General features: G+C 68.3%; 26 protein-coding genes. 9 read left to right on the forward strand and 17 right to left on the reverse strand.

Annotated features, from left to right (window positions below; all coding sequences use genetic code 11):
- The first annotated feature begins 94 nt into the window (after positions 1-94).
- Positions 95-1,054, forward strand: a complete 960-nt coding sequence (locus PK606_RS11660; protein WP_324564107.1) for a c-type cytochrome — start codon at positions 95-97, stop codon at positions 1,052-1,054.
- Between the two features lie 93 nt (positions 1,055-1,147).
- Here PK606_RS11660 and PK606_RS11665 read toward each other — a convergent pair whose 3' ends face one another.
- From PK606_RS11665 to PK606_RS11675, 3 genes are all read right to left on the reverse strand, one after another.
- Positions 1,148-1,690, reverse strand: coding sequence for a DUF2946 family protein (locus tag PK606_RS11665; protein WP_324564110.1), 543 nt, complete (start codon positions 1,688-1,690; stop codon positions 1,148-1,150).
- Positions 1,691-1,732: 42 nt separating this feature from the next.
- The gene (locus PK606_RS11670; RefSeq protein WP_324564112.1) at positions 1,733-2,728 is read right to left on the reverse strand and encodes a YheT family hydrolase; all 996 of its coding nucleotides are present in this window, start codon (positions 2,726-2,728) and stop codon (positions 1,733-1,735) included.
- A 144-nt stretch (positions 2,729-2,872) separates the two neighbouring features.
- The gene (locus PK606_RS11675) at positions 2,873-3,319 is read right to left on the reverse strand and encodes a YybH family protein (RefSeq protein WP_324564164.1); all 447 of its coding nucleotides are present in this window, start codon (positions 3,317-3,319) and stop codon (positions 2,873-2,875) included.
- Positions 3,320-3,503: 184 nt separating this feature from the next.
- Here PK606_RS11675 and PK606_RS11680 point away from each other — a divergent pair, with 184 nt between their 5' ends.
- Genes PK606_RS11680 through PK606_RS11690 form a run of 3 tightly spaced genes read left to right on the forward strand, consistent with a single transcriptional unit; the run spans position 3,504 to position 5,655 of the window.
- Entirely contained in the window at positions 3,504-4,124 is a 621-nt protein-coding gene (locus PK606_RS11680) for a LemA family protein (protein WP_324564114.1), read from the forward strand.
- A 44-nt stretch (positions 4,125-4,168) separates the two neighbouring features.
- Entirely contained in the window at positions 4,169-5,098 is a 930-nt protein-coding gene (locus tag PK606_RS11685; RefSeq protein WP_324564117.1) for a TPM domain-containing protein, read from the forward strand.
- 2 nt (positions 5,099-5,100) lie between these two features.
- A complete protein-coding gene (locus PK606_RS11690) occupies positions 5,101-5,655 on the forward strand; it encodes a TPM domain-containing protein (protein WP_324564120.1) in 555 nt (184 codons plus the stop codon).
- Between the two features lie 94 nt (positions 5,656-5,749).
- Here PK606_RS11690 and PK606_RS11695 read toward each other — a convergent pair whose 3' ends face one another.
- The 9 genes from PK606_RS11695 to PK606_RS11735 all read right to left on the reverse strand — a co-directional run bounded on the left by PK606_RS11695 (position 5,750) and on the right by PK606_RS11735 (position 13,027).
- On the reverse strand, positions 5,750-6,169 hold the full coding sequence (locus tag PK606_RS11695) for a F0F1 ATP synthase subunit epsilon (RefSeq protein WP_324564122.1): 420 nt from the start codon (positions 6,167-6,169) through the stop codon (positions 5,750-5,752).
- Positions 6,170-6,262: 93 nt separating this feature from the next.
- Positions 6,263-7,693, reverse strand: coding sequence for a F0F1 ATP synthase subunit beta (atpD, locus tag PK606_RS11700; RefSeq protein ID WP_324564124.1), 1,431 nt, complete (start codon positions 7,691-7,693; stop codon positions 6,263-6,265).
- Positions 7,694-7,730: 37 nt separating this feature from the next.
- Positions 7,731-8,609, reverse strand: coding sequence for a F0F1 ATP synthase subunit gamma (gene atpG / locus PK606_RS11705; RefSeq protein WP_324564126.1), 879 nt, complete (start codon positions 8,607-8,609; stop codon positions 7,731-7,733).
- A gap of 26 nt (positions 8,610-8,635) precedes the next feature.
- The gene (gene atpA / locus PK606_RS11710; protein WP_324564128.1) at positions 8,636-10,195 is read right to left on the reverse strand and encodes a F0F1 ATP synthase subunit alpha; all 1,560 of its coding nucleotides are present in this window, start codon (positions 10,193-10,195) and stop codon (positions 8,636-8,638) included.
- Positions 10,196-10,250: 55 nt separating this feature from the next.
- The gene (locus tag PK606_RS11715) at positions 10,251-10,781 is read right to left on the reverse strand and encodes a F0F1 ATP synthase subunit delta (RefSeq protein ID WP_324564130.1); all 531 of its coding nucleotides are present in this window, start codon (positions 10,779-10,781) and stop codon (positions 10,251-10,253) included.
- 28 nt (positions 10,782-10,809) lie between these two features.
- Positions 10,810-11,280 (reverse strand): F0F1 ATP synthase subunit B, encoded by a 471-nt coding sequence (locus PK606_RS11720; RefSeq protein WP_324564132.1) that lies wholly within the window; start codon positions 11,278-11,280, stop codon positions 10,810-10,812.
- Positions 11,281-11,316: 36 nt separating this feature from the next.
- Positions 11,317-11,565: a F0F1 ATP synthase subunit C gene (gene atpE / locus PK606_RS11725; RefSeq protein ID WP_231695453.1), complete on the reverse strand. Its 249-nt coding sequence runs from the start codon at positions 11,563-11,565 to the stop codon at positions 11,317-11,319.
- A gap of 61 nt (positions 11,566-11,626) precedes the next feature.
- Positions 11,627-12,514, reverse strand: a complete 888-nt coding sequence (gene atpB, locus PK606_RS11730) for a F0F1 ATP synthase subunit A (RefSeq protein ID WP_324564136.1) — start codon at positions 12,512-12,514, stop codon at positions 11,627-11,629.
- 39 nt (positions 12,515-12,553) lie between these two features.
- Positions 12,554-13,027, reverse strand: a complete 474-nt coding sequence (locus tag PK606_RS11735) for an ATP synthase subunit I (RefSeq protein ID WP_324564138.1) — start codon at positions 13,025-13,027, stop codon at positions 12,554-12,556.
- Between the two features lie 269 nt (positions 13,028-13,296).
- On the opposite strand from PK606_RS11735, the gene PK606_RS11740 reads away from it, so the two are divergent.
- Together PK606_RS11740 and PK606_RS11745 are read left to right on the forward strand one after the other, a co-directional pair.
- Entirely contained in the window at positions 13,297-14,199 is a 903-nt protein-coding gene (locus PK606_RS11740) for an aminotransferase class IV (RefSeq protein WP_324564140.1), read from the forward strand.
- Positions 14,196-14,540, forward strand: coding sequence for a YbeD family protein (locus PK606_RS11745; RefSeq protein ID WP_324564143.1), 345 nt, complete (start codon positions 14,196-14,198; stop codon positions 14,538-14,540). The genes PK606_RS11740 and PK606_RS11745 overlap by 4 nt, the downstream gene beginning before the upstream one ends.
- Before the next feature lie 58 nt (positions 14,541-14,598).
- On the opposite strand, the gene PK606_RS11750 is transcribed toward PK606_RS11745, so the two are convergent.
- Positions 14,599-15,504: a DMT family transporter gene (locus PK606_RS11750; protein ID WP_324564146.1), complete on the reverse strand. Its 906-nt coding sequence runs from the start codon at positions 15,502-15,504 to the stop codon at positions 14,599-14,601.
- Positions 15,505-15,644: 140 nt separating this feature from the next.
- On the reverse strand, positions 15,645-16,163 hold the full coding sequence (locus PK606_RS11755) for an O-acetyl-ADP-ribose deacetylase (protein WP_324564148.1): 519 nt from the start codon (positions 16,161-16,163) through the stop codon (positions 15,645-15,647).
- A gap of 58 nt (positions 16,164-16,221) precedes the next feature.
- Here PK606_RS11755 and lipB point away from each other — a divergent pair, with 58 nt between their 5' ends.
- Positions 16,222-16,908 (forward strand): lipoyl(octanoyl) transferase LipB, encoded by a 687-nt coding sequence (gene lipB / locus PK606_RS11760; RefSeq protein WP_324564151.1) that lies wholly within the window; start codon positions 16,222-16,224, stop codon positions 16,906-16,908.
- A 12-nt stretch (positions 16,909-16,920) separates the two neighbouring features.
- Positions 16,921-17,952, forward strand: a complete 1,032-nt coding sequence (gene lipA / locus PK606_RS11765) for a lipoyl synthase (RefSeq protein ID WP_324564153.1) — start codon at positions 16,921-16,923, stop codon at positions 17,950-17,952.
- A gap of 28 nt (positions 17,953-17,980) precedes the next feature.
- On the opposite strand, the gene PK606_RS11770 is transcribed toward lipA, so the two are convergent.
- Entirely contained in the window at positions 17,981-18,559 is a 579-nt protein-coding gene (locus PK606_RS11770; RefSeq protein WP_324564155.1) for an antibiotic biosynthesis monooxygenase, read from the reverse strand.
- A gap of 124 nt (positions 18,560-18,683) precedes the next feature.
- On the opposite strand from PK606_RS11770, the gene PK606_RS11775 reads away from it, so the two are divergent.
- A complete protein-coding gene (locus tag PK606_RS11775; RefSeq protein WP_324564157.1) occupies positions 18,684-19,568 on the forward strand; it encodes a DMT family transporter in 885 nt (294 codons plus the stop codon).
- 10 nt (positions 19,569-19,578) lie between these two features.
- Here PK606_RS11775 and PK606_RS11780 read toward each other — a convergent pair whose 3' ends face one another.
- Together PK606_RS11780 and PK606_RS11785 are read right to left on the reverse strand one after the other, a co-directional pair.
- Positions 19,579-19,992 (reverse strand): acyl-CoA thioesterase, encoded by a 414-nt coding sequence (locus tag PK606_RS11780; RefSeq protein ID WP_324564160.1) that lies wholly within the window; start codon positions 19,990-19,992, stop codon positions 19,579-19,581.
- Positions 19,993-20,056: 64 nt separating this feature from the next.
- Positions 20,057-20,412: putative PEP-binding protein (locus PK606_RS11785; RefSeq protein ID WP_324564162.1), on the reverse strand; the 356-nt coding region annotated here is incomplete at its 5' end.

Here is a 20,412-nt window from a genome sequence, read left to right on the forward strand (position 1 = left end):
GCTGCGTCCTATAATCGTTGCGGACTGATTTCCGCGCGGCGACCGTGGCCGCGCGACGCGTTTCATTCATCCCGACAAAGCCCCCGAGGACGCCATGAGCGACAACAACACGCACGAGGAAGCACACACCGGCCTGATCAAGACGCCCAAGCAGTTGTTCTGGGTCAGCATGGGCGCGTTCGTGTTGCCGATCTTCATCATCATCGGGCTGGTCTACTACGTCACCTCGGCCAACCTGCTGGCGCCGGGCGCCACCAATGTCGAGCAAGGCGTCGCCGCGCGCCTGCAGAAGGTGGGCAGCGTCGAGATCCGCGATGCCAACCGCCCGCTGGCTAGCGGCGAGGAAGTCTACAAGGCCCAGTGCACGGCCTGCCATGCCACCGGCGTGGCAGGCGCGCCCAAGTCCGGCAACGCCACCGAATGGGCGCCGCGCATCAAGCTCGGCTACGAGACGCTGCTGAAGTCGGCGCTGCACGGCAAGGGCGCCATGGCGCCGCAGGGTGGCGGCAACTTCTCCGACCTGGAGATCGGTCGCGCCGTGGTCTACATGGTCAACAACGCCGGCGGCAAGATGGCCGAGCCGGCCGCACCGGCCAGCGGCGCTGCTTCGGCGGCCGCACCCGCGGCGGCTGCGGCACCGGCCGCATCGCCCGCTCCGGCTGCCGAACCGGCGCCGGCCGCGGCTCCCGCACCTGCAGCAGCCTCCGCACCGGCCGAGAGCCCCGCTGCTTCCGCGCCGGCATCGGCCGCCGAACCTGCCGCTGCAGCGGCTCCGGCAGCAGCTGTCGCGCCGGCGGCGGTGGCTGCCACCGACCCGGCAGTCGGCAAGGCGGTGTACGACAAGTCCTGTGCGATGTGCCACGCGGCCGGCGTCGCCGGCGCGCCGAAGTTCGGCGACAAGGCGGCCTGGGCACCGCGCATCGCCAAGGGCATGGAGGCGCTCTACACCTCGTCCATCAAGGGTCTGAACGCCATGCCGCCGCGCGGCGCGTCGACCGCGACCGACGAGGAACTGCACGCCGCCACCGACTACATGGTGAACGCCGCCAAGTAAGGCGCCGGCACCCGCACGAAAGCCGCTCGCCGAGCGGCTTTTTTTCTTCGCCGGCGCATGCGGCTGCGGCGGCCCGGCAGGCGCCCCGCGCCTTCAGCGGCCGGTTCGCAGCGCCAACGGACTCGGCACGAAACCCTCCCGCGCCGGCAATTGCGCGCTCTGCACCGGCTGGGGGGTCCAGCGGCCGGCCTCGACCGCATCCGCCACCGCGCCCATGTCCTGCGTGTGGACCAGCCCGAAACCCAGGTCGGTGCGCATGAACACGCGCCCGAGTTCGTCGAGCAGCACCTGCTGCACCCGCACCGGGCGCCCGTCGTGCGCCGCCACCGCGCCCCGGTCGTCGACGCGCCAGATCCAGGGCGCCGCCTCCAGCTCGACGAACACGCGCTGCGGCCCGTTCTGGAAGAACCACTGGCCAACGGCGTCGGCCTCGTAGTTGCGCTGGATGAAGTCGATCAGCTTGGCGTGTTGCAGCAACGCGCCCTTGGCACCGGGCACGCCGCTGGCGAAGCCGCCCAGCGCCTGCGCCGCCGCGTCGCGCAGGTACCAGTTGCCGCGCGCATCCAGACCCAGCCAGCCATAGGCGTTCGGCACCTGCGGCCACTTGGCCATGGCCTGCCTGACGATCTCGTCCATGCAGGCATCTTATCGGGCGCGGGGAAAGCACCCCGACCCGCATCAGCGCAGCATCGACCGCAGCCAGCCGCCCACGGCCTCAGGCAGCCAGAACACCTGGCCGGGCGGACGGCCTTGGGCAAAGCCGACGTGACCTCCTGCCTGGGGCTGCCACAGCGTGACCCAGGAGCCGACCTCCTCGGCGCGCGGCAGCGACGCCGCCGGCACGAACGGGTCGTTACCTGCGTTCAGCGCCAGCGCCGGCACCCGGATGCCGGCCAGTTGCGGCTTGGCGGAAGCACGGCGCCAGTAGTCCTCCACACCGGCAAAGCCGTGCAGCGGCGCGGTGAACACGTCATCGAAGGCGTACAGGTCGCGCGCCGCCTGCAGGCGACGCGCATCGAACAGGCCCGGGTGCTGCGCCAGCTTGGCGCGTGCCTTGGCCTTCATGCTGCGCAGGAACAGGCGGTTGTAGACCTGCCGGTTGAAGCCGCGCCCGATCGCATGGCCGCCGGCGGCCAGGTCGAGCGGCGCGCACACCGCCGCCACCGCGTCGACCACGCACGACGCCGACTGCCCGGCCGCACCGGCCCAGTGCAGCAGCGCGTTGCCGCCCAGCGACACCCCGACCACCAGCAGCGGGCCACCGCCGCGTGCGTGCTGACGGACGCGAAAGCGCTGCAGCATCCAGCCGACCTCCTCGTGGTCACCCGAGTGGTAGGCACGCGGCGCGCGGTTCAGCTCGCCCGAGCAACCGCGAAAATGCGGCACCGCGAAGCCCCAGCCGCGCTGGCGCGCCCAACCGGCGAAGGCCTCGGCGTAGTGGCTGCGCGACGAGCCTTCCAGCCCGTGCAGCAGCACCAGCAGCGGCGCGCCGGGCGGCGGCGCGGGCAGCAGCCAGTCGACGTCGATGAAGTCGCCGTCCGGCGTGTCCCAGCGCTCGCGCCGGTAGGCCACGCGTGCACCGGCGACGCGGCGCGCATGCAGCGCCGGCCAGATGGTCTGCAGATGACCGCCGGGCAACCAGGCGGGGGCTTGGTAGTCAGGCACGGCGGCCATGACAAACGACTTCGCTGCGCTTCGATGACCCGTGGCTGCGCCGGCATGACAAACGCGCTTGGCCATGCTTGCGCGCTGGCCACACGGCATCGGTCATTTGTCAGCGATGCCGCACGGCAGCGACGTCATTCATGTTCAAGACGCTCAATGCAGCACCTGCGCCGTCGCCGCCACCTCGGCCACCTCGCTGCGGCCGGGGCTGGCATGGTGCGCCACCAGTCGCCAGCCCTGCGCGGTCTTCATGTAGACGTTGGTGGCCACCACCCAGGCGTGCTGCGTGCCCTCGGCGGTCGTCAGGTCGATGCGCTCCAGCACGTTGTGCACGGCGGCGCCGAGCGATTCGACCTTGCGCAGCCGCTCCGGGTAGGCGCGCACGCTGCCGTGGCTGAACATGGCCTCGAAGGCGGCGCGGATCGCCGCCGCGCCGACCAGCCGCGGCCCGCCCGGGTGCACGCAGAAGATGTCGTCCTCGTCGGCCCAGCAGGCCATCATCTGCACGAGATCGCCGGCCTGCAGCGCTTCGTAGAACGCGGCTTCGACGTCGTCGGCGGAGCCGCCCGTCTGGGCGGCGCGGTAGCGTGACTTGAGCATGGCGTGCAGGTGCAACAATCCGATCCCCATTGTGCCGTGTCGGCCACCCACGTCAGCTTGCGGACATCCATCACGCCGGCCGGCGGCGCCTGGCGAGAAAACGCCTTCCGCCTACAAGCGTCGGCGACGCGGCATGCTATGTTGCGCGCCTGATCCCCATCACCTCAGCAAAGGAACCCACGCCATGCAAAACTGGCTCATCAAATTCGGTGCCCTGCTCGCGCTGGCGCTGTCACTCAGCGGCTGCGGCTACAACGACTTCCAGCGCCTGGACGAAGCCACCAAGTCGGCCTGGAGCGAAGTGGTCAACCAGTACCAGCGCCGCGCCGACCTGATCGACAACCTGGTCAACACCGTCAAGGGCGAGGCGCAGTTCGAGCAGGACACGCTGAACCAGGTGATCAACGCGCGCGCCAAGGCGACCAGCATCCAGGTCACGCCCGAGACACTGAACAACCCGCAGGCGTTCCAGCAGTTCCAGGCCGCGCAGGGCGAGCTGTCGAGTGCCCTGAGCCGCCTGATGGTGACGGTGGAGCGCTACCCCGACCTGAAGGCCAACAAGGCCTTCGCCGACCTGCGAGTGGCGCTGGAAGGCACCGAGAACCGCATCGCCGTCGCGCGCGACCGCTACATCAAGTCGGTGCAGGACTACAACGTGCTGGCGCGCCAGTTCCCGACCAATCTGACAGGCATGATCTTCGGCTACAAGCCGAAGGAAAACTTCAGCGTCGCCAACGAGGCCGCGATCTCGACACCGCCGAAGGTCGACTTCTCGGCCGGTCCGAAGCCCGCGCCGGCGAAGTGATACACGTCTCGCGCCTGGCCTGAATCCGCACCGCTCGCCACGCCGTGCCCCTTATCCAGCTTCTGAAAACGCTGGCCGCCATCGTGCTGCTGGCCTGGGCGGCGCTGTCGGCACAGGCGCAGCCCCTGCAGCCGGTGCCGGAGCTGACCGCCCGCGTGATCGACACCTCGGGCACGCTCAGCGAGGCGCAGAAGGCCGGGCTGGAGGCCAAGCTGGCGGCGCTGGAGCGGGACAAGGGCTCGCAGGTGATACTGCTGATGGTGCCGACGACGGCGCCGGAAGACATCGCCGCCTACGCCAACCGGGTCGGCAATACCTGGAAGATCGGCCGCCGCGAGGTCGGCGACGGACTGATCCTGCTGGTGGCGGTGCAGGACCGGCGCGTGCGCATCGAGGTCGCCAAGACGCTGGAAGGCGCGGTGCCCGACATCGCCGCCAGCCACATCATCAATGAAGCCATCACGCCGTTCTTCCGCAGCGGCGACTACGCCGGCGGCCTGAACGCCGGCATCGACCAGATCGCCGCGCGCATCCGCGGCGAGCCGCTGCCGCCGGTCGCCGCGCCCGGCCAGCGCGGCGGCGGCTCGGAAGGATTCGACCTATTCGAGCTGGCGATCCTGCTGTTCATCTTCGTGCCGGTCATCAACGCCTTCGCGCGCGGCATCTTCGGCCGCAAGCTGGGGGCGCTGGCAACCGGCGCCGGCGCCGGCGGGCTGGCCTTCCTGATCACCGCCAGCCTGGCGCTGGCACTCGCCGCCGGTGTCCTGGCGTTGATCTTCGCGCTGTTCAGCGGCGTGATGTCGGCGCTGCCGCAGGCCCGTCCACGCGGACGCGGCCACTCGGGCGGCTGGCCGCTGCCGCCCGGCGGCGGCTGGGGCGGTGGTGGCGGCTTTGGCGGCGGCGGGTTCGGTGGCGGCTTCGGCTCCGGTGGCGGCGGCGATTTCGGCGGCGGCGGCGCCAGCGGAGGATGGTGAGCATGTTCAAGACCATCGCCCGCCTGATCCGCCACCGCTGGCTCGACGAGGCCGATGCACGCCGCGCCGTGCCACCGGCGCTGGCCGAGCAGCTGCGCCGCCGCGTGCATGCCAGCGAGCAGCGCCACACCGGCGAGGTGCGCATCTGCGTCGAGGGCGGGCTGCCGACCAGCTACCTGTGGCGCCATCTGCGCGATCGCGTGCCGATGGCCGAGATCGTGCAGCAGCGCGCGCTGATGATGTTCAGCAAGCTGCGGGTCTGGGACACCGAGCACAACAACGGCGTGCTGATCTACCTGCTGCTGGCCGAGCACGCGATCGAACTGGTGGCCGACCGCGGCGTGCATCAGCGCGTCGGCGCCGAGGCCTGGCAGGCCGTGGTCGAGCGCATGGGCAGCGCGCTGAAGCAAGGCCGCTTCGAGGACGGCCTGACCCGGGCGCTGGAGGAAGTCTCGGCGGTGCTGGTGATGCACTTCCCCGAAGCTGCCGGCGCCGAACCGGACCAGCCGGATGCAGTAGCACAGAACCAGTTGCCGGACGAGCCGGTGTTCCGCTGATCCGGCAGCCTCACGCCGGGCCCGAAAAAATACGACTGGCTGAAAAGCAAAAACCCGCCGGGTGGCGGGCTTGTGACGAGTCAGCCAGCGCTGATCAGCGCTTCTGCCGGTACTTGCGCAGCGCCGCAATCTGCGCCGCCAGGATCGCCAGCTCGGACGTGGCCCGTGCCATGTCGATCTCGCTCTTGGCGTTCTTCAGCGCCTCCTCGGCCTGCTTGCGCGCCTCGGCTGCCTTGGCTTCGTCGAGGTCCTTGCCGCGGATGGCGGTGTCGGACAGCACCGTGATGACGTTGGGCTGGACTTCCAGGATGCCGCCGGCGACGAAGACGAACTCCTCGCCACCGTCCGGCTTGGTGATGCGCACCGAACCCGGCTTGATGCGCGTGATCAGCGGCGTGTGGCGTGGGTAGATGCCGAGTTCGCCGGCCTCGCCGGGCAGCGCCACGAACGTGGCCGGACCCGAGAAGATCGACTCCTCGGCACTGACGACGTCCACATGGATGGTATTGGCCATGCTTATCTCCAGTTGAGCGTTGAGCGTTGGGCGTTGGGCGTGGAGACCACGGGCATACGCTCAACGCTGAACGCCGAACGCTGAACCTGCGAATCAGACCTTCTTGGCCTTCTCCATCGCCTCTTCGATGGTGCCGACCATGTAGAAGGCCTGCTCGGGCATGGCGTCGCACTCGCCGTCCACGATCATCTTGAAGCCGTGGATGGTGTCCTTCAGCGACACGTACTTGCCGGGCGAGCCGGTGAACACCTCGGCGACGTGGAACGGCTGGCTCAGGAAGCGCTGGATCTTGCGCGCGCGCGCCACCGCCAGCTTGTCCTCGGGACTCAGTTCGTCCATGCCCAGAATCGCGATGATGTCGCGCAGTTCCTTGTAGCGCTGCAGCGTGCCCTGCACCTGGCGGGCGACGTTGTAGTGCTCCTCGCCGACCACCAGCGGGTCGAGTTGGCGGCTGGTGGAGTCGAGCGGGTCGACGGCCGGGTAGATGCCCAGTGCCGCGATGTCGCGCGACAGCACCACGGTCGAGTCCAGGTGGGCGAAGGTGGTGGCGGGCGACGGGTCGGTCAGGTCGTCGGCCGGCACGTACACGGCCTGGATCGAGGTGATGGAGCCGACCTTGGTGGAGGTGATGCGCTCCTGCAGGCGGCCCATTTCCTCGGCCAGCGTCGGCTGGTAGCCCACGGCGGAAGGCATGCGGCCCAGCAGGGCGGAGACCTCGGTACCGGCCAGCGTGTAGCGGTAGATGTTGTCGACGAAGAACAGCACGTCGCGGCCCTCGTCGCGGAACGATTCGGCGATGGTCAGGCCCGTGAGCGCCACGCGCAGGCGGTTGCCGGGCGGCTCGTTCATCTGGCCGTACACCATGGCCACCTTGCTCTCGCCCAGGTTCTCCAGGTTCACCACGCCGGATTCGGCCATCTCGTGATAGAAGTCGTTGCCCTCGCGGGTGCGTTCACCCACGCCGGCGAACACCGACAGGCCCGAGTGCGCCTTGGCGATGTTGTTGATGAGTTCCATCATGTTGACGGTCTTGCCGACGCCGGCGCCGCCGAACAGGCCGACCTTGCCGCCCTTGGCGAACGGGCAGATCAAATCGATCACCTTGATGCCGGTCTCCAGCAGTTCCTGCGACGGCGACAGCTCGTCGTAGCTGGGCGCCTTGCGGTGGATCGAGGCGGTCTGCGTCAGGTCGACCGGGCCGCGCTCGTCGATCGGGTTGCCCAGCACGTCCATGATGCGGCCGAGCGTGGCGGGACCCACCGGCACCGTGATCGGATTGTCGGTGTTGGTCACCATCATGCCGCGGCGCAGGCCGTCCGACGAGCCCAGCGCGATGGTGCGCACGATGCCGTCGCCGAGCTGCTGCTGCACTTCCAGCGTCAGCGCCGAGCCCTCCATCTTGAGCGCGTCGTACACCTTGGGCATCCGGTCGCGCGGGAACTCGACGTCGACCACGGCGCCGATGCACTGAACGATTTTTCCCTGAACGCCACCGGCGCTCGTCGTCATGTTCTCTTGGGCCATTTCTCTTGCTCCAATGATTTGATTCGGTGAACCGCGCTCAGACGGCGGCCGCGCCGGCCACGATTTCGGACAGCTCCTTGGTGATCGCCGCCTGGCGCGTCTTGTTGTAGACCAGCTTGAGCTCGTCGATGACGTTGCCGGCGTTGTCGGTGGCGGCCTTCATGGCCACCATGCGGGCCGACTGCTCGGACGCCATGTTTTCCGCCACCGCCTGGTAGGCCAGCGACTCGACGTAGCGCACCAGCAGGTCGTCGATGACCGACTGCGCGTCCGGCTCGTAGAGGTAGTCCCAGGAATGCTGCGTGCCGCTGGCGTACGTGTCTTCCTGCATCTGCTCGCCCGACAGCGGCAGCAGCTGCTCGATCACCGCTTCCTGCTTCATGGTGTTGATGAAGCGGGTGTAGGCGATGTAGACCGCGCTCAACTCGCCCTGCTCGTACTGATCCAGCAGGGTCTTGACCGGCCCGATCAGCTTCTCGAGGTGCGGCGTGTCGCCCAGCTGGGTCGCCTGCGACACCACCTTGGCGCCGATCCGGGTCAGGAAGCCCAGGCCCTTGTTGCCGATCGCCACCGTGTCGATCGCCATGCCGTCCGCCTGCAGCTCGCGCAGCTTGGTGGTGACGGCGCGCAGCACGTTGGTGTTCATGCCGCCGCACAGCCCCTTGTCGGTGGTCACCACGATCAGGCCGGCCTTCTTGACCTCGTTCGCCCGCATGAAGGGGTGCACGTACTCGGGGTTGGCCTCGCCCAGGTGAGCTGCGATGTTGCGCACCTTCTCGGCGTAGGGGCGGGCGGCGCGCATGCGGTCCTGCGCCTTGCGCATCTTGGACGCAGCCACCATTTCCATGGCCTTGGTGATCTTCTTGGTGTTCTCCACCGACTTGATCTTGCCGCGAATTTCCTTGCCGACTGCCATAGTGAAAGCTCCTTATGCCAAGGCGCTCAGGCGAACGACTTCTTGAAGGTTTCGATGGCGGCGGTCAGGGCCGCCTCGAGTTCCTTGTCCTTGTCGAGCGCCTTGCCGGCCTCCATCTTGCCGAGCAGCTCGCCGTGCTTGTCCTTCAGGAAGCTGTGCAGGCCGGATTCGAACGGCAGGATCTGCTTGACTTCGACATCGTCCATGTAACCCTTGTTGACGGCGAACAGCGAGGCCGCCATCAGGCTGATCGGCAGCGGCGCGTACTGCGGCTGCTTGAGCAGCTCGGTCACGCGGGCACCGCGGTCGAGCTGCTTCTTGGTGGCGGCGTCGAGGTCGGACGCGAACTGCGCGAACGCGGCCAGTTCACGGTACTGCGCCAGGTCGGTACGGATACCGCCGGACAGCTTCTTGATCAGGTCCGTCTGAGCGGCACCACCGACGCGCGACACCGAGATACCGGCGTTGATGGCGGGGCGGATACCGGCGTTGAACAGGCTGGTCTCCAGGAAGATCTGGCCGTCGGTGATCGAGATCACGTTGGTCGGCACGAAGGCGGACACGTCACCGGCCTGCGTCTCGATGATCGGCAGTGCGGTCAGCGAGCCGGTCTGGCCCTTGACCTCGCCCTTGGTGAAGGCCTCGACGTAGTCGGCGTTGACGCGTGCGGCGCGCTCCAGCAGGCGCGAGTGCAGGTAGAACACATCGCCCGGATAGGCCTCGCGGCCCGGCGGACGGCGCAGCAGCAGCGACACCTGGCGGTACGCCACGGCCTGCTTGGACAGGTCGTCGTAGATGATCAGCGCGTCCTGGCCGCGGTCGCGGAAGTACTCACCCATGGTGCAGCCGGAATAGGCGGCCACGTACTGCATGGCGGCCGACTCGGAGGCCGATGCCGCCACCACGATGGTGTAGTCCATGGCACCGTACTGCTCCAGCGCGCGCACCACGTTCTTGATCGACGACGCCTTCTGGCCGATGGCGACGTAGACGCAGGTCATGTTCTGACCCTTCTGGTTGATGATCGTGTCGATCGCCACCGCGGTCTTGCCGGTCTGGCGGTCGCCGATGATCAGCTCGCGCTGGCCGCGGCCGATCGGCACCATCGAGTCGATCGACTTCAGGCCAGTCTGCACCGGCTGGCTGACCGACTGGCGCGCGATCACGCCGGGCGCGACCTTCTCGATCACGTCGGTCATCTTGGCCTCGATCGGGCCCTTGCCGTCGATCGGCTGGCCCAGGGCGTTGACCACGCGGCCGATCAGCTCGGGGCCGACCGGCACTTCCAGGATGCGGCCGGTGCACTTGACGGTGTCGCCTTCCGAGATGTGCTCGTATTCGCCCAGAATCACGGCGCCGACCGAGTCGCGCTCGAGGTTCAGCGCCAGGCCGAAGGTGGGCTCGCCGGCCGCCGTGGGCGGGAACTCCAGCATCTCGCCCTGCATGGCCTCGGACAGGCCGTGCACGCGCACGATGCCGTCGGTCACCGACACCACCGTGCCCTGGTTGCGCACATCGGCGCTGACGCCCAGGCCCTCGATGCGGCTCTTGATCAGTTCTGAAATTTCTGCGGGATTGAGTTGCATGACTCTTTCCTTGTCCTAAAGGTTATCGAGGGGCTCCGGAAAGTCTGAGCCGGGCTCAGGCCGTGAGGGCCATCTTCATTTGGTCGAGGCGGGCCTTGACCGAGGTGTCCAGCACCTCGTCGCCGACCGTCACGCGCACGCCGCCGATCAGTTCGGGATCGACCTGAACGCTGGCCTGCAGCTTGCGGCCGAAGCGCTGTTCCAGCGTCGCCACCAGCGCGGCCAGCTCGGCCTCGCCGATCGGGAACGCGCTCTGGATCAGCGCGTCGGCAGAACCGCTGACGCCGTTGGCGAGCAGCCGGAACTGGCGCGCCATCTCGGGCAGCGCCGCCAGCCGGTCGTTGTCGATCACGGTGCGCAGGAAGTTGACGCCCTGCGGCGGCAGCGGGCTCTTCAGCACGCTGCCCACCAGGTCGAACACCTGTTCGGCCTCGACCTTGGGGTTGGCGGCGAACTGCAGCAACTCATCGCTGCCCGCCGCGCCGGCCAGGCCGTCGAGCCAGCCCTGGGTCGCGGCCAGATCAGCGCGGGCCGCCTTGAACAAGGCCTCGGCGTAGGGTCTGGCGATGGTGGCGAGTTCTGCCATGGTCGTTTCCTCGTGCCGACGCCCTGGATCAGAGCTCGGTCTTCAGGCGGGACAGCAGGTCCGCATGCACCGCCGGGTTGACTTCCTTGCGCAGGATCTGCTCGGCGCCCTTGACAGCCAACACCGCCACCTGGTCGCGCAGCGCTTCGCGCGCCTGCACCACCTGCTGTTCGGCGTCGGCCTTGGCGGCCGCCATGATCTTGCTGGCTTCGTCGGCGGCACGCAGCTTGGCATCCTCGATGATCTGCTGCGCGCGACGCTCGGCATCCGCCAGGCGCGCCGCGGTCTCGTTGCGCGAGCTGGCCAGTTCCTGCTCGACGCGCTGGTTGGCGGCGGCGAGCTCGGTTCTGGCCTTGTCGGCGGCAGCGAGGCCATCGGCGATTTTCTGAGCCCGCTCGTCCAGTGCCCTCGTGATCGGCGGCCACACGAACTTCATCGTGAACCAGACCAGGATCGCGAAGACAACGGCCTGCAGGAACAGGGTCGCGTTGATATTCACGGTTCGACTCCTTTCAGTCCCGAAAGGCTTCGCCGCTTAAGCAAGGGTAAACGGGTTGGCGAAGGCAAACAACAGGGCAATGGCGACGCCGATCAGGAACGCGGCGTCGATCAGGCCGGCCAGAACGAACATCTTGGTCTGCAACTCGTTCATCAGCTCGGGCTGGCGTGCCGATGCCTCGAGGAACTTGCCGCCCATCAGCGCGATGCCGATCGAGGCGCCGATGGCGCCCAGGCCGACGATCAGACCACAAGCCAGAGCGACGAGGCCGAGAATGTTTTCCATGATTGCTCCTAGGTGAAAGAAAGGGAAGAGTTGAGAGAAAAGGAAGTGGTTGACGGAAGTCTTAGTGCGCGTCGTGCGCCTGACCCACATAAATCAGCGCCAGCATCATGAAGATGAACGCCTGCAGCGTAATGATCAGGATGTGGAAGATGGCCCACACAGACCCCGCAATCACGTGCCCGACACCCAGCCAGAACCCACCCGTGAGGGGGTTGAACTGCCAGGCCCATACGCCGCCCATCAGGGCGATCAGCATGAAAACCAGTTCGCCGGCAAACATGTTGCCGAACAGTCGCATCGCGTGCGAGACGGTCTTGGCGACGAATTCGATGATCTGCATCAGGAAGTTGAACGGCCACAGCAGCGGATGGGCGCCGAACGGTGCCGAGATCAGCTCGTGCGCCCAGCCGCCCGCGCCCTTGATCTTGACGTTGTAGACCAGACAGACCACCAGCACGCTGACCGACAGGCCCAGCGTGGTCGACAGGTCGGCGGTCGGCACGATGCGCTGGAAATCGGGCTCGCCCATGGCCGGGCCGAGCGTGTGCCACAGGTAGGGGATGCCATCGACCGGCAGCAGGTCCATCGCGTTCATCAGCAGGATCCAGATGAACACGGTGAGCGCCAGCGGCGACACCAGCTTGCGGCTCTTGGCGTTGTGAATCACGCCCTTGGCCTGGTTCTCCACCATCTCGGAGAGGATTTCCACCGCCGCCTGGAAGCGACCCGGCACGCCCGAGGTCGCGTTGCGCGCGCCGCGGTAGAAGAACCAGCAGCAGATCACCCCGGTCACGATCGACCACAGCACGGAGTCGAGGTTGAACAGGCTGAAATCGACGATGCTGTGCTGTTGCACGCTCTCGAACGAGAAGTTCTTCTGCCAGTGATGCAGGTGGTGCTGGATGTACTCCCCAGCGGTTTGTCCTTGCGCAGCGCCTTCAGCAGCCATATCTCATCAATCCAAGAAATCAAGCACAACCAAAGCCATTCAGCCGTGGCGACCTCGGCGCGCTGCCAGCCACCACAGGGCCAGCCAGTACACCTTCAGCGTCACCACGAAACCCGCCAGCAAAGCCAGCCAGTTCACGGAACCGAGCACCTTGACCGCCAGGCCCAGCAGGGCCAGCGTCAGGAGCAGCTTGGCACCCTCCCAGACGAAAAGTGCGGCCAACGCACCACCGGCACTGCCCGTGGTAGCCCGACTGAGGCCGCGTGCAAACAACGCCGCTGGCAACACCACCGCCAGCACACCCCAGGCCGCTGACCAGCCACCCTGCGCACCCGCCACCGACCAGGTCAGCAGCGTGGTTGCGGCGCCGGCCACCACCTGGATGGCCAGCACGCGCCAGAGCGACAGGGGCGGGTTCCTCGTGCGCCACTCTCGCGCCTGTTCGGCGCTGAGCGGCTCAAAGCCCTCGTCGGATTCCTCTTCGTATCGGGATTCGGCGTCGCCAGTAGCCACGCGCGGTGCTATTGTGATGGTTTCGTCTGACACCGCGTTGACGCCCTGTCCGCTTCCGCAAAACCAATCGATTATACGGAGAAACCCTCGTTAAACCCTTGTTCCAGCCCGCATCCGGCATCAATAAAGCCGCTCGGGTTCAAAATGCATAGCGGTCGAGGCTTGCCGCGCAACGGCATGCCATCCACGGCGGCGACACGTCGCGCAGGCACAACAGCCTGACGGCGACTGCGCCACAATCCCGAGTCCGCCGACCGGAATCCCCACCCATGATCGATACCAGCCACCTGCCCGCGCTGCCCTGCCATCTGAACGGCGAACTGACCACATTGCGCGAGGCGCGCATCAGTCCGCTCGACCGCGGCTTCATCTTCGGCGACGGCATCTACGAAGGCATTGCCGTCTACGGCAAGCCTGGTCACACGCCGCAGCCGTTCCGTTTCGAGCAGCACATGGCGCGGCTGGAGCGCGGCCTGAAGGAAACGCGCATTCCCAACCCGCACACGCGCGAGGAATGGCGCCAGATCGCGCTGCACCTGATCGCCGCCCACCCGGCGCGCGAGCAGGTGCTCGACTGGTTCTACTACTTCCAGGTCACGCGCGGCGTGGCGCTGCGCGATCACCCGATGCTGCCCGGCCTGACGCCCACCGTGTTCGCCACCTGCCTGCCGATGAAGCCGCCCACGGCCGAGCAGCGCGCGCAAGGCGTGGCCTGCGTGACAGCCGACGACTTCCGCTGGCAGAAGGCGCACCTGAAATCGATCAGCCTGCTGGGCGCGGTGTTCGCGCGCCAGCTCAGCTACGAGCAGGGCGCGCTGGAAACGGTGATGTTCCGCGACGGCTTCCTCAGCGAGGCCGCCGCCAGCAACGTCTGGGTGGTCCGGAACGGCACCGTCATGGGCCCGCCCAAGGACAACCTGGTGCTGGAAGGCATCCGCTACGGCGCCATCGAGGAGCTGTGCGCGCAGGAAGGCATCGGTTTCGAACTGCGCCGCATCGCACGCGACGAAGTCCTGAGCGCCGACGAGCTGATGCTGTCCTCGGCGACCAAGGAAGTGCTGGCCATCACCACGCTCGACGGCCGGCCGGTGGGCTCCGGCCGGCCGGGCCCGGTGTACCAGCGCCTCTACGCCGCCTACCAACGCGCCAAGCAGGCGCTGTTCGCCACATGAGCGACGACACCAACCCCAAGCCGCCCGCCCCGCCACCGGCCGGCGCCGGAGCGCAGGAGGGCCTGAGCCCGGCGCAGCAGGCGCGCGAATCGCTGATCGACTACCCATCCCGGTTTCCGATCAAGGTCGTCGGCCTCAACGAGGACGGTTTCGTGCACGCCATGACGCACCTCGTCAGGCAGTTCGACCCCGGCTTCGACGCCGCCACCATCGAACTGCGCGCCAGCGGCGGCGGCAAGTACCTGGGCCTGACCTTCACCGTGCTGGCCACCAGCCGCGAACAGCTCGACGAGCTGTACCGCACGCTCAACACGCACCCGATGGCCAAGTGGGTGCTTTAGGCCGCATCCGACCGCGTTGAGCCGCGCCGGGGCGCGCGCCATCGAAAGCGCCCGACTTCTACTGCATCCGCACGCCTGACCTGCCACGCTGCGCTCGCACCGTCAGGCCGATGCCGAGCGCGATCAGCAGCACGCCGCTCCAGACCCCTGGCGGGTAGCGTTCACCAAGCAGGCCGGCGCCGACCGCCACGCCGACGGCCGCCGCCACGGTGCCGATCTGGCTCAGCAGCACCGGCCCACCCACCGCCTGCAGGCGGAAGAACAGCGGGAAGGTCAGCACGCTGGCCACCATCTGCGCGATCACGATCCAGGGGATCTCGAGCAGTCGCGGCAGGCTGTCGAAGGCCCCGGTCAGCGCGCAGGCGGCCAGCAGCAGCACGGCGGCCACGGCGTGGCTGCCGACCGACAGCCAGGTCTCGTCGGCACCCTGCGGCCAGTCGAGCGAGCGGTAGACGTTGCCGACACCCAGCAGCAAGGGAATCGACAGCCCGACCGCCATCCACAGCCAGGTCGCGGAAGCTCCGCCGTTGCCGCGCGCCAGCACCACCAGCAGCGCGCCGACGAAGCCGACGGCAATGCCCCCGTACTCCAGCCGGCCCGGCGCGCGCAGCCCCGCCAGCCTGGACAGCAGCGCCGTGACCATCGGCGACAGCGTCAGCATCACCGAGGTCGGGCCGCTGCCCAGGTGCAGCAGCGCGCTGAGGATCAGCAGGTTGGGCAGCGCATTGCAAAATACGCCGGTGAGCACGAAATAGCGCGCGTACTGGGCGTTCCACGGCTGCGGCCGGCGCTGCAGCAACAGCCAGCCGCCGAGCACTAGGCTGACGCTGAGCGAGATCAGCGCCGCCCACAGCGTCGGCGACACCTCGGCCAGGCGCGCCAGCTTGCCGAGCGGGAAGTTCAGCCCCAACAGGGCGCCGACGGCCAGCAGCAGCGTGGCGGGTGATTGCAGCGGCAGGCGCATTACCTGCACACCGGCGTCGGGCCTGGGCGCGCCAGATCACGAACCCATGCCGATCGCCTCGGCGCACGGTGGGAAAAGGAAGGCGCCAGCATGCGCGGGCATGTTAGCCGCGACCGGGGCGCACCGGCATCACGGTGGGCCTATGACCGCGAACCGGCATCCAGCGCCGCCTGCAGCACGGCCCGGTCGTCCTCGCTGAAGCAGCAGAACACGACTTCCTCGATGCCCGTGTGCGCAGCGAGCGCCGCACGCACCGCCGCCACCGCCACCCGCGCCGCCTGCTGCTTGGGGTAGCCGTAGACGCCGGTGCTGATGGCCGGGAACGCGATGGTGCGCACACCGTGCTGCGCCGCCAGTTCGATCGCGCGCCGGTAGCAGGCGGCCAGCAGTTCCGCCTCGCCCCGCCCGCCGCCATGCCACACCGGCCCCACCGCGTGGATCACCCAGCGCGCCGGCAGGCGGTGCCCGCGCGTGATCCGGGCGTCGCCCGTGGCGCAGCCGCCCAGCGTGCGGCATTCGGCCAGCAGTTCGGGTCCGGCCGCACGGTGGATCGCGCCGTCCACGCCACCGCCGCCCAGCAGACTGCTGTTGGCGGCGTTGACGATGGCATCGACCGTCAGCGTGGTGATGTCGGCCTGAACCGCGCGCAGGATGGTCATGGCAAATCCTTTCGCAGCGCTGCGAATGCGCCCATGGCGATGCTGTCACACTTCGCGCATGGACGTCCGCTTTCTGGGCCGCGTCGATTACGCGTCCACGCTCCAGGCCATGAAGGATTTCAGCGCTTCATCGGCTGCTGGTGAGGCCTTGTGGATCTGCGAGCATCCGCCGGTGTTCACGCTCGGCCTGGCGGGCAAGCCGGAACACGTGCTGGCGCCGGGCGACATTCCGGTGGTGGCAACCGACCGTGGTGGGCAGGTCACCTACCACGGGCCGGGGCAGGTGCTGGCCTACCCCCTGATCGACCTGAAGACGCGCGGCTATTTCGTCAAGGAGTACGTCTACCGCATCGAGGAGGCGGTGATCCGCGCGCTGGCCGAGTTCGGCGTCACCGGCCACCGCGTCGGCGGCGCGCCTGGCATCTACGTGCGGCCGGGCGACCCGTTTAGCCACGCCGTGCTGCCGCAGCGTCCACAGCGGCGCACGCCCGGATCGCCGGCGCCGCGGCCCGACTTCAGCGGCCTGGGCAAGATCGCCGCGCTCGGCATCAAGGTCAGCAACCACCGCGCCTACCATGGGGTGGCGCTGAACGTGGCGATGGATCTTCAACCCTACCAGCGCATCAACCCCTGTGGCTACGCCGGGCTGCAGACGGTCGATCTTTCTACAATCGGCGTTTCCGCCAGTTGGGACGAAGCCGCACACACCCTAGCCACGCAGCTCACCCGTTTGCTGGCGCTGTGAAGGACGCGATTCATGACTTCTCCCTCCTCCGTTGCCGGCCAGAGCGCGGCGACGCCCGTCGGACCCGACGCGCCCGTGGTGCGCGAGGCACAGCCGCAGGCCAGCTACGATCCGCACGCCAAGCAGAAGGCCGAGGCCAAGCTCAGCCGCATCCCGGTCAAGGTGCAGAACGACGGGCCGGCGCTCAGGAAGCCCGAGTGGATCCGGGTCAAGGCCGGCTCCGGCAACACGCGCTTCTACGAGATCAAGAACATCCTGCGCAAGAACCATCTGGTCACCGTGTGCGAAGAGGCCAGCTGCCCCAACATCGGCGAATGCTTCGGCCGCGGCACCGCGACCTTCATGATCATGGGCGACAAGTGCACGCGGCGCTGCCCGTTCTGCGACGTTGGCCATGGCCGGCCCGACCCGCTCGACGTCAACGAGCCGGTCAACCTGGCCAACACCATTGCCGAGCTCAAGCTGAAATACGTGGTCATCACCAGCGTCGACCGCGACGACCTGCGTGACGGCGGTGCGCAGCATTTCGTCGACTGCATCCGCGAAACCCGGGCCCGCGCGCCCGGCACCCAGATCGAGATCCTGACACCCGATTTCCGCGGCCGCGACGACCGCGCGCTCGAGATCCTGAAGCACGGGCTGCCGGACGTGATGAACCACAACCTGGAAACGGTGCCGCGCCTGTACAAGCAGGCGCGCCCGGGCGCCGACTACCAGTTCTCGCTCAACCTGCTGAAGAAGTTCAAGGCCTTGTTCCCCGACATCCCGACCAAGAGCGGACTGATGGTCGGCCTGGGCGAGACCGACGAGGAAATCCTCGAGGTGATGCGCGACATGCGCGCGCACGGCATCGACATGCTCACCATCGGCCAGTACCTGGCGCCCAGCAACGCGCACCTGCCGGTGCGCCGCTACGTGCACCCGGACACCTTCAAGATGTACGGGCGCGAGGCGCGTGCCATGGGCTTCAGCCATGCGGCCGCCGGCGCGCTGGTGCGCTCCAGCTACCACGCCGACCAGCAGGCGCACGCGGCGGGCGTCTGAGTCCGCGCCGCGGGCGCCGCCCGACCCCTCAGGTCGTGGGGTGCAGAAACGGCCGCAGCCAGCGGGTCAGCCAGGGCGCCACGCCGTAGGACATGGTGTAGACGATCAGCAGCGTGAGCACTGCCGTGCGCGGCAGGAACGGCCAGTCGGCCAGCCAGGGCATCACGAACCAGAGGTAGAACGCGACCGTCGGGAAGATGCCCAGCCAGGTCACGAACGCCATGCGCGCACGTGGCGGATGCATGCTGGCCGGCACCACGGGCAGCCCGAAAAAGGCCTCCAGCCCGGTCAGCACGCGGTACTGCGGCTCGGCCTCGGCCACCAGGTTCATGCGCGCCAGGATCGCGGCACGCTCGGGGCTGCCGTCCCAGCGCCCGAGCGCCGACGCGCTGTCCCAGCGGCTGATGAGGTGGTAATCGCCGTCGGATTCAGCCGGCGGGATCAATTCTCCGCGCTGAAAGCCGGGCCACTGGCGCATCGTCGCCAGCATCTCGCGCGCCAGCGCCTCATAGGCCGGCGCCTGACCCGGCCGGGGGCGGCGGCGTGCGATGCGCGTCACGGAAGCGGCCTGGTCGCCGATGGCGGCCTGTGCGGAAGCGGTTGACATGGCCTGGCATTTCTCCGGCAGGAAATCATGAAGTGACGGGCCAGCGCCCGCGCCGAAATTGTCCGCCATGCGCGCTGCGCCGGCGCCCGCATAAGATGCGCGCACTCCGCCCGAACCGCCCTCCATGTCCGCATCCCCGCGCTCAAGCCACGCCAGCGCCAATCTGCTCGCGCTGGCCACCATCGCCCTGTGGGCGAGCCTGGCGACGCTGGGCGCGACGCTGCGCCACGTGCCGCCATTCCTGCTGACCGGCCTCGGGCTGCTGGCCGGCAGCCTGATCGCGCTGCCGCTGGCGCGCTTCGATCTGCGGCGGCTGGCTGTCCCCTGGCGAACGCTGGCAATCGGCGTCTACGGCCTGTTCGGCTACCACTTCCTGCTGTTCACCGCGCTCGGGCAGGCGCCGGCCGTGGAGGCCAACCTGGTCAACTACCTGTGGCCGCTCGGCATCGTGCTGATGGCACCGCTGTTCCTGCCCGGCGTGCGGCTCAGCCGCGCCCATGTGCTGGCGGCGCTGGCCGGCTTCGCCGGTGCGGCCATCGCCATCCTCGGCCGCTCGGGGCTAAGCAGTGAGGCGCCGGGCGACGCCATGCTGGGCTACGCCAGCGCGGCGACCGCGGCCTTCATCTGGTCCAGCTATTCGCTGCTGACCAAGCGGCTGGCGCTGACCGGGCACGGTTTTCCGACCGCCGCGATCGGCAGCTTCGGCCTGGTTTCCGGCCTGCTCGCGCTGCTCTGCCACGCGCTGCTGGAGCCGCCTACGAGCCTGTCGGCACAGGATCTGCTGCTGATCGCGGTGCTGGGCCTGGGCCCGCTGGGCGGCGCGTTCTTCCTGTGGGACAAGGCACTCAAGCTGGGCGATGCGCGCCAGATCGGCGTGCTGAGCTACCTGACGCCGCTGCTGTCCACCCTGCTGCTGCTGTGGGCCAGCGGCCGCCCCCTGAGCTGGAACGTGGCGCTGGCGACGGCACTGATCCTGGGCGCCGCAGTGGTCGGCACCCGCGCGCACTGAGGGTGGGTGATCAGGTCTGGAAACGCTCGATCGCCGCGCGCAGGTCGGCGGGAATGTCGATCGACCGGTGGTCGACCAGCGAGGTCGTCACCAGCACCTGGCGCACCGCCATCCGGAGATCAGCCTCGTCCGCGCCGGTGCAGCGCAGGCCCAGCGTGATCGAGCGCCCGCCCAGCCGCTCGACCGCCAGCCGCAGCACCACCTCGTCGCCGAAATGGCTGACGGCCTGGAAATCGGCCTCCAGCCGCACCGTCGGCAGACCGATGCGGCGCTGCCCGATCAGCCGCTGGTATTCGAAGCCAAGGTGCCCGGTCCAGTCTTCCACCAGCCCGTTGAACATGACGAAATACTGCGGGTAGAACACGATGCCGGCCGGGTCACAGTCGGAAAAACGGATGCGCCGCTGGCGCTGGAACTCATTCATCGTGGCGCACCTCTCAGGCATCCATTCTGCGCGACCGCGGGCGTAAACCAAGGAGCGGCGGAAGCTACAGCCCCAGCAGCACGGCCGGTTCGTCACTGTCCAGCACCGCCTCGGCCCAGGGCTTGAGCTTGCCGGCATCGGCGCGCAGAATCTCCTGCTTCACCGCCAGGATCTGCGCCGGGTGCATCGAAAAGCTGCGCAGGCCGAGGCCCAGCAGCAGCCGCGTCATCTCGGTGTCGCCGGCCATCTCGCCGCACACGGTGACGCCCTTGCCCTGGGCCTGACAGGCGGCGATGGTGTCGGCGATCAGGCGCAGCACCGCCGGGTGCAGCTGATCGAACAGGTGCGCGACCGATTCGTCGGCACGGTCGATCGCCAGCGTGTACTGGATCAGGTCGTTGGTGCCGATCGACAGGAAGT

It is taken from the genome of Ottowia sp., assembly GCF_035444425.1.
In the GTDB taxonomy this organism is placed as follows: domain Bacteria; phylum Pseudomonadota; class Gammaproteobacteria; order Burkholderiales; family Burkholderiaceae_C; genus Ottowia.

Coding starts and splice junctions, on each gene's coding strand:
- lipB (WP_324564151.1), top strand. CDS start 16,222: ATGGACGTCCGCTTTCTGGGCCGCGTCGATTACGCGTCCACGCTCCAG.
- PK606_RS11715 (WP_324564130.1), bottom strand. CDS start 10,781: ATGGCAGAACTCGCCACCATCGCCAGACCCTACGCCGAGGCCTTGTTC.
- PK606_RS11660 (WP_324564107.1), top strand. CDS start 95: ATGAGCGACAACAACACGCACGAGGAAGCACACACCGGCCTGATCAAG.
- PK606_RS11680 (WP_324564114.1), top strand. CDS start 3,504: ATGCAAAACTGGCTCATCAAATTCGGTGCCCTGCTCGCGCTGGCGCTG.
- PK606_RS11690 (WP_324564120.1), top strand. CDS start 5,101: ATGTTCAAGACCATCGCCCGCCTGATCCGCCACCGCTGGCTCGACGAG.
- PK606_RS11670 (WP_324564112.1), bottom strand. CDS start 2,728: ATGGCCGCCGTGCCTGACTACCAAGCCCCCGCCTGGTTGCCCGGCGGT.
- atpB (WP_324564136.1), bottom strand. CDS start 12,514: ATGGCTGCTGAAGGCGCTGCGCAAGGACAAACCGCTGGGGAGTACATC.
- atpD (WP_324564124.1), bottom strand. CDS start 7,693: ATGGCCCAAGAGAACATGACGACGAGCGCCGGTGGCGTTCAGGGAAAA.
- PK606_RS11695 (WP_324564122.1), bottom strand. CDS start 6,169: ATGGCCAATACCATCCATGTGGACGTCGTCAGTGCCGAGGAGTCGATC.
- PK606_RS11770 (WP_324564155.1), bottom strand. CDS start 18,559: ATGTCAACCGCTTCCGCACAGGCCGCCATCGGCGACCAGGCCGCTTCC.
- PK606_RS11745 (WP_324564143.1), top strand. CDS start 14,196: ATGAGCGACGACACCAACCCCAAGCCGCCCGCCCCGCCACCGGCCGGC.
- atpA (WP_324564128.1), bottom strand. CDS start 10,195: ATGCAACTCAATCCCGCAGAAATTTCAGAACTGATCAAGAGCCGCATC.
- PK606_RS11750 (WP_324564146.1), bottom strand. CDS start 15,504: ATGCGCCTGCCGCTGCAATCACCCGCCACGCTGCTGCTGGCCGTCGGC.
- PK606_RS11780 (WP_324564160.1), bottom strand. CDS start 19,992: ATGAATGAGTTCCAGCGCCAGCGGCGCATCCGTTTTTCCGACTGTGAC.
- lipA (WP_324564153.1), top strand. CDS start 16,921: ATGACTTCTCCCTCCTCCGTTGCCGGCCAGAGCGCGGCGACGCCCGTC.
- PK606_RS11775 (WP_324564157.1), top strand. CDS start 18,684: ATGTCCGCATCCCCGCGCTCAAGCCACGCCAGCGCCAATCTGCTCGCG.
- PK606_RS11740 (WP_324564140.1), top strand. CDS start 13,297: ATGATCGATACCAGCCACCTGCCCGCGCTGCCCTGCCATCTGAACGGC.
- PK606_RS11665 (WP_324564110.1), bottom strand. CDS start 1,690: ATGGACGAGATCGTCAGGCAGGCCATGGCCAAGTGGCCGCAGGTGCCG.
- atpE (WP_231695453.1), bottom strand. CDS start 11,565: ATGGAAAACATTCTCGGCCTCGTCGCTCTGGCTTGTGGTCTGATCGTC.
- atpG (WP_324564126.1), bottom strand. CDS start 8,609: ATGGCAGTCGGCAAGGAAATTCGCGGCAAGATCAAGTCGGTGGAGAAC.
- PK606_RS11675 (WP_324564164.1), bottom strand. CDS start 3,319: ATGCTCAAGTCACGCTACCGCGCCGCCCAGACGGGCGGCTCCGCCGAC.
- PK606_RS11755 (WP_324564148.1), bottom strand. CDS start 16,163: ATGACCATCCTGCGCGCGGTTCAGGCCGACATCACCACGCTGACGGTC.